The following is a 9,742-nucleotide window of genomic DNA, read 5'->3' as shown; positions in this document are numbered from 1 at the left end:
AGATTCGAACTCTAGAACGCTTTCGCGTCGCCGGTTTTCAAGACCGGTGCCTTCAACCACTCGGCCACTCTTCCGTATTTGTGTGGCGTACTATAATCATCTCACTGAGGCTTGTAAAGCACCGCGCGATTCAATTGCTTTATTTTCAGTCAATTAATGGCTTTTTTTATTTGTTTGGCGAGTTATTGGCCAATTTCATTAGCTATGCTTGATATAGCACCAATCCACGGAACAAGTCACTAATATAAAAAAACCGGTGCGATTCACCGCACCGGTTTTTATGCTGACAAACATCTCAACGCATCAAAGCATATAGAGACGAATGAAATTAGAAGCCGCTCGGCACACCGCTCATATCCGGTAACTTGTGCGCGATCCCCTTGTGGCAATCGATACAAGTTTTACCCGCATCCATCGCTTGGGCATGCATTTTCGAGGCTACCGTTTTTTGTACCGACAAATCCATGCTATCGAAGTTGTGGCAATTTCGGCACTCTTGCGAGTTATTCGCCTTCATTCGCGCCCACTCGTTTTGCGCCATTTGCAGCCGGTGCGCCTCAAATTTTTGCGGTGTATCAATCAAACCCAGCGCTTTCGCATACAGCTCTTTACTGGCTTTGATTTTACGCACCATTTTAGGCACAAACTCATGTGGTACGTGACAATCAGGGCATGTAGCTCGCACACCACTGCGGTTAGAGTAATGGATGGTTTCCATGTACTCCTCATACACGTTGTCTTTCATTTCATGGCAGCTAATACAGAAACTTTCGGTATTCGCCATTTCCATGCCGGTGTTGAAGCCACCCCAGAATAAAACGCCAGCGATAAAACCGATAATCAGCAGCGTGCCGAGCGCCAAACGGCTTGGCCGACGCCACCACTGCCACAATCGACGTAGCAGTCCCGGCTTTTTGCCTTCCGGTGCTTGATGTTGTTGAGTCATAACGGCTCCTTAACTTACTGACCGAATCCGCTGGATGGCTTGAACGAGTTATCGATAATTGGCGCAGCATCGGTTTGCGGTACATGGCACTGCAAACAGAAGTAACGGTTTGGTGCTACCTGCCCCAACATTTTGCCGCTGGCATCAATAAAGTGTGTTGGGCTCACGCGCATTGCACCTGTGGTGCGGTAGTTCTCAACCCCGTGGCACTGCAAGCAGCGGTTGGTGTTTTTTGAGATCTGATAGCCGTCAATACTGTGCGGGATCAATGGCGGCTGATTCACATAATTTAACGCCATACGCTCTTGTTGCTTTGGCATGCGCACCTGACCTTCTGCCGTGCCGGACACTTCCGGTGACTGGGTCAGATCAACATTGGCCATACTCACATTCGCCATCAGGGAAGCCACTACGGCAACCAGACCGAGCAGCGCTCTCAGGGAGAACCGCGTTTTCAGGGGATGACTCTTCATTCTTTATCTCCCGAACGATGAAATCGTGTTTTAAATTCCAGTACGTGCTCCGCACATACATCCATGCAGCGTCCGCAGGTCATGCACGCATTGTCAGTCACCTGCGGCGTATGAGTTTTATCAAACAGCGGTCCACGTAAGACCTGTGGCTCTGGGCACACGTGTAGGCAATCCATACAGCGGGTACACTGCTCGCGCTTCACCGCACTTACGCGGATCAACGCCGGTTTTCCCACGACGCCATACAGCGCCCCCAGTGGACACAAATGCCCGCACCAGCCGTGCTCGGTCACCAACAGATCGAAAACGAAAATCGCCAAGATCAGCCACAAGCCGCTAAATGCACCAAACAGCAGACTGCGCCCCAGTAAAGCGACCGGATTAAGCCATTCCCACAGCAAGGTGCCGCTAACGGCGCTACCGATCAAAATCATCAGCAGTAGCCCATAGCGCAGATTGCGTGACAGCACGGTTGATTGACGCAGATTCAAGCGTCGACGCAGCCAAGCGGCCAAATCCGTCACCGGATTCAGCGGACAGACCCACGCACAAAAGCCACGGCGCACCAACAGGCCATACAGCAGCAGTACCACGCCCGCCCCTAACCATGTGGTCAGCAGTGGCCAATGGCCCGCAGCCAGACTTTCCAGCAGCACCAGCGGATCGGTCATCGGTACGGTATCGAGCAGCAAACTGCCACTGTAGTTACCGCGCAGCAGCCAAATCCCCCACCACGGGCCGCTCAAAAACATCAGCAGCACCGTCAGCTGACAGGCGCGACGCAGCAACAACCAACGATGGGCATGCAACCAACCATGACGTTGCCGCGCATCGTGACCGGCTTTCGCAACGGGATTGGCCATCACTCACCTCCTTGCGGTGTGCGTACCGGCAATTGTGGCTGTGAAGGGATCAGCGCGTGACCGGCTTTCTCCTTCTCTTTCCACCCCAACCGGTAATGATGGCCTAGCTCACCACGCGCCAGCGATAACGGCAGCACCTTGATGGCCGACTCTTCCAGTACGCACGCCTGTTCGCACTTGCCACAACCGGTGCAGTAATCACTGTTCACGGTCGGCAAGAACTTGGCGTGCTTACCGGTGCGCGTGTTCTGATGCAGCTCCAGCGTGATAGCCTTATCAATCGCCGGACACACCCGATAGCACACATCACAGCGCAAGCCCTGCCAGTTCAGGCAGTTCTCATGATCCAGCAACACCGCCAACCCCATACGGGCATCGTCGATATTGGTCAGATCAGGATCCAACGCTCCGCTTGGGCATGCCGCCACACAAGGAATGTCATCACACATCTCGCACGGCGTTTTCCGCGCGATGAAGTATGGCGTTCCCGCCGATGATGGCGACAACAACGTTGCCAGATGCAGCGTGTCGTACGGGCAAGCCTGCACGCACTGCCCACAACGGATACAGGCCGCCTCAAAGCGCCCCTCCGGCAACGCGCCAGGCGGACGCAGCGCCAGCCCATCTTTTGCCTGAGATTGCTTTTGTTGCAGCCCCAGCAGCAAGGCCAATCCGGCCAAGCCACCTGCGCTGCGCACCGCGTCGCGTAAAAATCGACGCCGTGCTGGTCCTTTATCCCGTGGTTCTGACATCCGGTACTTCCTTCCGTCTTACTCTGTTACGTGTGACGCTGTTTGATGCATATTTCTTGCGACGACTATTGCAAAGACAACGAGTTACGCTTTTTCGAGCTTAACTGCGCACTTTTTAAAGTCGGTTTCTTTCGACAGCGGGTCGGTCGCATCCAGCGTCAGGTTATTCACCAGCTGGGCCGCATCAAAGAACGGCATATACACCAAGCCCTGCGGCACGCGGTTACGGCCACGGGTTTCCACAATCGAAATCACTTCACCGCGACGCGAGATCACTTTCACCTTGTCGCCACGGCGTAGGCCGCGCGCTTTCGCATCCAATGGATGGATAAACGTCACCGCTTCAGGGAAGGCACGGTGCAGCTCTGGCACACGGCGGGTCATTGAACCGGTATGCCAATGCTCCAGCACTCGGCCGGTCGACAGCCACAGGTCATACTCTTCATCTGGGCTTTCTGCTGCCGGCTCATACGGCAACGCAAAAATCACCGCTTTACCGTCTTTATGACCGTAGAAACGCACCCCTTCACCGGCTTTAACAAACGGATCGAAGCCTTCGCGGTAACGCCACAAGGTTTCTTTCCCGTCGACCACCGGCCAGCGGATCCCACGCACTTGGTGATAAGTGTCAAACGGCGCTAAATCGTGACCATGGCCGCGACCAAAGAAGGCGTACTCTTCAAACAGCCCTTTTTGCACATAGAAACCAAACGCGCGCGCTTCATCGTTCAGGCGATCGTCTGGGATCTCGCTCAGCGGGTAGGCGTTGACCTTGCCGTTGGCATACAGCACGTCAAACAGGGTCTTGCCCTTAAGTTCTGGCTGTTTAGCTAACAAGTCGGCAGGCCAAACTTCATCCACCGTAAAGCGCTTGGAAAACTCCATCAGCTGCCACAGGTCAGATTTAGCCTCGCCCGGCGCCTTCACCTGCTGGTGCCAGAACTGCGTACGACGCTCAGCGTTACCGTAAGCCCCTTCCTTCTCCACCCACATCGCGGTTGGCAGGATCAGGTCGGCAGACAGCGCACTGACGGTTGGATACGGATCGGAAACCACGATAAAGTTGCGCGGATCACGCCAGCCCGGCATCCGATCAGCATTGATGTTCGGACCGGCCTGCATGTTGTTGTTACACATCACCCAGTAGGCATTCAGCTTGCCATCTTTCAGCGCGCGGTCTTGCGCCACGGCGTGCAGACCCACTTTTTCAGGGATGGTACCGGCCGGCACGTTCCACTGCTGTTCGGTGATCTGGCGGTGTTTTTCATTGGTCACCACCATGTCTGCTGGCAGACGGTGCGCAAAGGTGCCCACTTCACGTGCCGTACCACACGCGGATGGCTGGCCCGTTAAGGAGAATGGACCACAACCCGGCTTGGAGATCTTGCCGGTCAGCAGATGGATGTTGTAGCACAGGTTATTCGCCCACACGCCACGAGTGTGCTGGTTAAAGCCCATGGTCCAGTAGGAGACGACCTTGATGTTCGGGTCAGCATACAGCTTCGCCAGCTCGATCAGCTGATCTTGCGGTACGCCGGTCATCTTGCTGGTTTTTTCTACCGTGTACTCAGACACGAAGGCTTTGAAATCGTCAAAGCTCATTGGCTCAGCTGCGCCGCTACCGGCGTTCTTAGCCGCTTTCTCTAACGGATGATCTGGGCGCAGGCCATAACCGATATCGGTCACCCCTTTACGGATATTCACGTGCTTATCCATAAACGCCTGATCAACGGCATTATTCTGGATAATGTAGTTGGCGATAAAGTTTAAGATCACCAGATCCGATTGCGGGGTGAAGATGATTGGGTTATCGGCCAACTCAAAGCTACGATGCTCAAAGGTCGACAGTACCGCCACTTTGACTTTGTCATTGCTCAGACGGCGGTTGGTGATGCGCGACCACAGGATCGGGTGCATCTCTGCCATGTTGGAGCCCCACAGCACGAACGCATCGGCTTGTTCGATGTCGTCATAGCAGCCCATCGGTTCATCCATACCGAAGGTACGCATGAAGCCCACCACCGCCGACGCCATACAGTGACGCGCGTTCGGGTCGATGTTGTTGCTACGAAAACCTGCTTTGAACAGCTTGGCTGCCGCGTAGCCTTCCCACACCGTCCACTGACCGGAGCCAAACATGCCAACAGCATCTGGGCCTTTTTCTTTGAGCGTGCCACGGAATTTATCCGCCATCACATCAAAGGCTTGATCCCACGTGACTGGGGTGAACTCACCCTCTTTGTCATACTGACCGTTTTTCATCCGCAGTAACGGCTGGGTTAAGCGGTCTTTACCGTACATGATCTTCGGCAAGAAATAGCCTTTGATGCAGTTAAGACCACGGTTAACCGGTGCATCAGGATCGCCTTGCGATGCCACGACACGGCCATTTTGCGTACCGACCAAAACACCGCAACCCGTACCGCAGAAACGGCATGGCGCTTTGTCCCATTTAATTTCGCCACCTTCGCCCGTAGCGGCATTCACCGCGACCGGCAGGGTGATCCCCGCAGCAGCTGCAGCGGCCGCGACGGCGTTGGCTTTCATGAAGTCCCGACGACTGAGTTTCATGGTGTTTCCTCACCTTGCTCATCCTGCTGGTGATAAACCAGCGACACCGCCAGCACGCCTGCAACGTTACGTACTGACTCAATTCTATCCAGTAAAGCAGCGGAATCGCTGCCTTGAACGACCACCACCAACTTGCCTTGATCCGGCTCGGTCGCGGCCACTTCGGTATCGGCAAAGGCGGATAAAGCCTCCGCCACCGACGGCACGGCTTCCGGTCGGGCCTGTACTACCAGCCCGCACACGTGCCACGTTGCGTTATTCATTATTGTTCCTTACATCGTGCGTCATGCGGACCGCCTGTACTGGGCAAATGCTGACGCACGCCCCACAGCCAGTACAAACCGCCGTATCCAGCGCGAGCTTAGCCACTCCGCCGGCTTGTGGAATAAAACGGATCGCCCGCACCTCACACACATCCTGACAACTGCGACATTCGGTACCGCACGCAGACAGGCAATTCGGCCCAATCTCTGCTTTTATTGACCAAGGCGCTTGTTGCGCAGCTTGAAACAACGGTAAGGTGCAGCTATCCGCACAGCGGCGACAGAATGTGCATTCAGCACGGGAAAAATCAGCAATGGGAAAACCGCCTTCGCCGGTGGTGAGTACGCCAGTTTCACACTGACGGATACATTCGGCGCAACGCGTACACTGATCGGTAAATAGCGGATCCGGTATCGCCCAAGGGGGACGTTGCTCTGTTTGACCGAGCCGGGCACTTTTCCAGCGGCCACGTAATAAATGACGCCGCGATAAACTGGTCATCGCATGCTCCTATGACACAGCGCATTCATGAGGGAAATATAGCCACCAAATTCCGGTTAACACTGTATTACTATTGTTCACCGTTTATCACGGTTCTGCGACCAAGTGTTGCTGATGTGCTGAGTATGCAAAATCGACGTTAAATGGTAATACCCCGAAAGAGGTGACTAGTGGGTAACCTTGCGCAAGATCAATTCTTGGCACGGATTTTACGTGACCTAGATCTCTGAATCACAACAGAAAATTGGGGCGAAGCACGCCGCTTTTGTCTGACATATTGGCGAGGCGAAGTGGGCTAAAATGCACGTTCAACCGCGTGTTGAAACACGGCACGTTGAAAGAGTGCGCTTTGAAAGATGGAATAAAAACTGAACACGATAAATAAACAGACACGTAAAGAGACCAGTGAAGATCAGGTGTTAGTTAAACGCTCTGTCACCCGAACGTTAGCTCGTCCGCTCACTGCGATTATTTTGCTGGCAATTTTATCCACCAGCATTGCGCTGCTGACCATCGCCGGCAATATCAGTAATGCTGAAGCCGTCAACGTGGCCGGCTCATTGCGCATGCAAAGTTACCGGCTAGCCTACGACCTGACCAGCCAGCCGCAGGATATTGATGCGCACTTGTCTGAATACCGGCGCTCGCTGCTAGCCCCTTCCCTGCGTAAGCTCACGCGCTTTTATGTGCCGGAGCGCGTACGTGAAGAGTATGTGCAGCTACTACTAACCTGGCGCACCCTCGAACAACAACTGCAACACGGCCACAGCGAAGCCTTCTTGCAAGGTCTGGCCGCCTATGTCAGCCGAATCGACCACTTTGTGTTGGCCTTACAACACTATTCCGAACAAAACATGACCCAAGTGGGGATCGTGATGCTCAGCGGTCTGCTGGCCATCATGGGGCTGGTGTTGTTTGCCCTGCGCACCACGCGGCGTGAAGTCGTGGCGCCGCTCAATAAACTGCTGAGCGCCAGCCGCCAAATCCAAAACGGCCAATTTTCACCGCTGGCGCTCGATAGCGACCTGCCCAACGAGCTAGGCGTGCTGTCCACCACCTTTAGCCGTATGGCCGGCGATCTGGAAAAACTGTATCGCTCGCTGGAAGATAAGGTACAAGAAAAAACCCTCAGCCTGACTCAAGCCAACCGCACCTTAAGCGTGCTGTTTGACGCCTCACAGGCCCTAACCGTCAGCCAAATTACCCGACCGGGGTTGGAAAAGGTGCTGGATATTGTGCGTCGCAGTGAGCAGCTGGATTTCCTGCAACTGGACGTAACCGATCGCGGACAAGGTTTATGGAGTCTGCATAGCGGACAAGAACCCGCGCTCGACAAAGCGGATGCACAGCCAGTCTGCGAGCAGATTCTGAGTTTAGATGGTCAACCGCTTGGGATCTTGCGCTGGCCAGCTCACCAGCAACCTCAGCCGCAACTGATGCAAAACGTGGCCAACATGCTCAGTCGCGCCATTTACTTAAACCGCATGCAAAAACAGCAGATGCAACTGCTGCTGATGGAAGAGCGCTCCACCATCGCCCGTGAGCTGCATGACTCGCTGGCGCAAGCCTTGTCTTTTTTGCGCATCCAGATCACCTTACTGCGTCGCAGTACCGATCCGGATAATCCAAAAGCGCAGGCGATTATTCGCGATTTTGAACAAGCGCTCAATGACGCCTACCGGCAACTGCGCGAATTGCTGACCACCTTCCGCTTAACCATCGAAGAAGCGGATTTGCAAGCCGCACTACAGCAACTGTTAGCCCCACTGCGCGAACAAAGTCAGGCACAAATTGCGTTACACTGTGCGTTATCCTCACAATCGTTGAATGCCCAACAGCAAGTACATGTACTGCAGATTGTGCGCGAAGCGGTACTGAATGCGATTAAACATGCGAATGCACAGCACATTACCGTATGCTGTGACTGCGACAAAGATGAGCAGAATGTCATCCGGATTACCGATGATGGCGTCGGGATCGCGACCCTTGAAGAGCCTGAAGGCCACTACGGCCTGACCATCATGGCTGAGCGCGCAGCGCGCTTGGGGGGAAAACTGGCGATTTGTGCGACCGAACAAGGCGGCACCGAAGTGCGACTCAGCTTTGATCCTGTCACCGCCAATAACGTACCACCGAGCTAATTTACTGTAGTATATAAAAATTCTTGGGCAGACATCGGAGCCCAGTCGGAGCAAAAACAGATAACTATTCTCTTAAGCACCACGCGCTTAAGAAACATGCTCTGAAGATCCATCCCAGAATAACAAATGGGGTTTAGCTATTTCGACTCAGACAACGTTGGTTTACTGCCGATAAACCGACACGCAAAAATTAGGACAGAATTGATGGATACCAACCACACCACACCGAACACCACCGCCACGTACAGCGTGATGATTGTGGATGATCACCCGTTGATGCGCCGTGGTCTGCGTCAGTTACTGGAGCTAGAGCCGACGTTTGATATCGTTGCCGAAGCCAGCAGCGGCAGTGAAGCCATTGCGCTGGCTGGCCGTACCCAACCAGATATCATCCTGCTGGATTTGAACATGAAGGGGTTATCGGGGTTAGATACCCTGCGTGCGCTACGTAATGAAGGCATTGATGCGCGCATTATTATCCTGACCGTTTCTGATGCGCGTAGCGATGTGTATGCGCTGGTCGATGCAGGTGCTGATGGATACCTGCTGAAAGACAGCGAGCCGGAATTGCTGCTCAGCCAAATTTGTGAGGCGGCACAAGGGCAACCGGTATTCAGCGAAACCGTATCGGGCTATTTGAGCTCACGTACCCAAATTACCGATCCGCTGGCGGAATTAACACAACGTGAAATGGACATCCTGCAAGGGGTTGCTCGTGGCATGTCTAACAAGCAAATTGCCGCTGAACAATTCATTTCGGAAGAAACTGTGAAAGTGCACGTGCGTAACCTGCTGCGTAAACTGAACGTTCGTTCACGGGTTGCCGCCACCGTGCTGTATCTGGAATATAAAAATCAGTGGTCGTCTTAAGTGCATGACATTCATGCGCGGATAAGCTCTGACTAACGTCTCTCGCACTGCCGGTCCCTGCCGGCAGTGTGGCCATATCGATACATTGTCATATCGCTACATATAAAGGTAGCGCAACGCCACACAGTCTCACTCAGCATTTCGATCTCGCGCCTCATTTCACGCCAAACCGCACTCCAATTCCAACGAATCCTGCACCACAGCTAGCGACATGAGCGCATCGGCATAACAACATCAACGCGTATGCATATTTGCACAAGCTAGAAAGCAAAAAACCCCGTTGCTTTTCAGCAACGGGGCTTCGAAATTTGGCGGAAGAGTAGAGATTCGAACTCTAGAACGCTTTCGCGTCGCCGGTTTT

Annotated in this window: 9 protein-coding genes; 2 read left to right on the top strand and 7 right to left on the bottom strand. The window is 53.9% G+C overall.

Annotated elements, in window-relative coordinates; all coding sequences use genetic code 11:
* Window positions 1–328: 328 nt before the first annotated feature.
* The 7 genes from napC to napF form a co-directional block, all read right to left on the bottom strand.
* Complete coding sequence (napC, locus tag L975_RS15390; RefSeq protein ID WP_010861958.1) at window positions 329–946, bottom strand: cytochrome c-type protein NapC; 618 nt, start codon at window positions 944–946, stop codon at window positions 329–331.
* Between the two features lie 14 nt (window positions 947–960).
* A complete protein-coding gene (gene napB, locus L975_RS15385; protein WP_047709249.1) occupies window positions 961–1,419 on the bottom strand; it encodes a nitrate reductase cytochrome c-type subunit in 459 nt (152 codons plus the stop codon).
* Window positions 1,416–2,282, bottom strand: coding sequence for a quinol dehydrogenase ferredoxin subunit NapH (gene napH / locus L975_RS15380; RefSeq protein ID WP_047709248.1), 867 nt, complete (start codon window positions 2,280–2,282; stop codon window positions 1,416–1,418). Before napH ends, napB begins: the two co-directional genes overlap by 4 nt.
* Window positions 2,282–3,034 carry a ferredoxin-type protein NapG gene (gene napG, locus L975_RS15375; RefSeq protein ID WP_047709247.1) on the bottom strand — a complete coding sequence of 251 codons (753 nt, stop codon included), beginning with the start codon at window positions 3,032–3,034 and terminating at the stop codon, window positions 2,282–2,284. Before napG ends, napH begins: the two co-directional genes overlap by 1 nt.
* A gap of 84 nt (window positions 3,035–3,118) precedes the next feature.
* On the bottom strand, window positions 3,119–5,605 hold the full coding sequence (gene napA / locus L975_RS15370; protein WP_047709246.1) for a nitrate reductase catalytic subunit NapA: 2,487 nt from the start codon (window positions 5,603–5,605) through the stop codon (window positions 3,119–3,121).
* Window positions 5,602–5,868, bottom strand: a complete 267-nt coding sequence (gene napD, locus L975_RS15365; protein ID WP_047709245.1) for a chaperone NapD — start codon at window positions 5,866–5,868, stop codon at window positions 5,602–5,604. Before napD ends, napA begins: the two co-directional genes overlap by 4 nt.
* Window positions 5,861–6,370: a ferredoxin-type protein NapF gene (gene napF / locus L975_RS15360; RefSeq protein WP_010861964.1), complete on the bottom strand. Its 510-nt coding sequence runs from the start codon at window positions 6,368–6,370 to the stop codon at window positions 5,861–5,863. The genes napD and napF overlap by 8 nt, the downstream gene beginning before the upstream one ends.
* A gap of 416 nt (window positions 6,371–6,786) precedes the next feature.
* Here napF and narQ point away from each other — a divergent pair, with 416 nt between their 5' ends.
* Complete coding sequence (gene narQ, locus L975_RS15355; RefSeq protein ID WP_039046170.1) at window positions 6,787–8,511, top strand: nitrate/nitrite two-component system sensor histidine kinase NarQ; 1,725 nt, start codon at window positions 6,787–6,789, stop codon at window positions 8,509–8,511.
* A 204-nt stretch (window positions 8,512–8,715) separates the two neighbouring features.
* Window positions 8,716–9,381 carry a response regulator gene (locus tag L975_RS15350; RefSeq protein WP_052181533.1) on the top strand — a complete coding sequence of 222 codons (666 nt, stop codon included), beginning with the start codon at window positions 8,716–8,718 and terminating at the stop codon, window positions 9,379–9,381.
* Window positions 9,382–9,742: the final 361 nt, after the last annotated feature.

Origin of the sequence: Plesiomonas sp. ZOR0011, assembly GCF_000800945.1 — a bacterium.
In the GTDB taxonomy this organism is placed as follows: Bacteria; Pseudomonadota; Gammaproteobacteria; order Enterobacterales; family CAMTGL01; genus Plesiomonas; species Plesiomonas shigelloides.
Note: the sequence above shows the minus strand (reverse complement) of the source record. Positions and strands in the feature narration are given on the sequence as shown.

What these genes read in the sequence shown, in the direction of transcription:
- napD (WP_047709245.1), bottom strand. Translation starts at nt 5,868, where the DNA reads ATGAATAACGCAACGTGGCACGTGTGCGGGCTGGTAGTACAGGCCCGA.
- napH (WP_047709248.1), bottom strand. Translation starts at nt 2,282, where the DNA reads ATGGCCAATCCCGTTGCGAAAGCCGGTCACGATGCGCGGCAACGTCAT.
- napB (WP_047709249.1), bottom strand. Translation starts at nt 1,419, where the DNA reads ATGAAGAGTCATCCCCTGAAAACGCGGTTCTCCCTGAGAGCGCTGCTC.
- napC (WP_010861958.1), bottom strand. Translation starts at nt 946, where the DNA reads ATGACTCAACAACATCAAGCACCGGAAGGCAAAAAGCCGGGACTGCTA.
- napA (WP_047709246.1), bottom strand. Translation starts at nt 5,605, where the DNA reads ATGAAACTCAGTCGTCGGGACTTCATGAAAGCCAACGCCGTCGCGGCC.
- L975_RS15350 (WP_052181533.1), top strand. Translation starts at nt 8,716, where the DNA reads ATGGATACCAACCACACCACACCGAACACCACCGCCACGTACAGCGTG.
- napG (WP_047709247.1), bottom strand. Translation starts at nt 3,034, where the DNA reads ATGTCAGAACCACGGGATAAAGGACCAGCACGGCGTCGATTTTTACGC.
- napF (WP_010861964.1), bottom strand. Translation starts at nt 6,370, where the DNA reads ATGACCAGTTTATCGCGGCGTCATTTATTACGTGGCCGCTGGAAAAGT.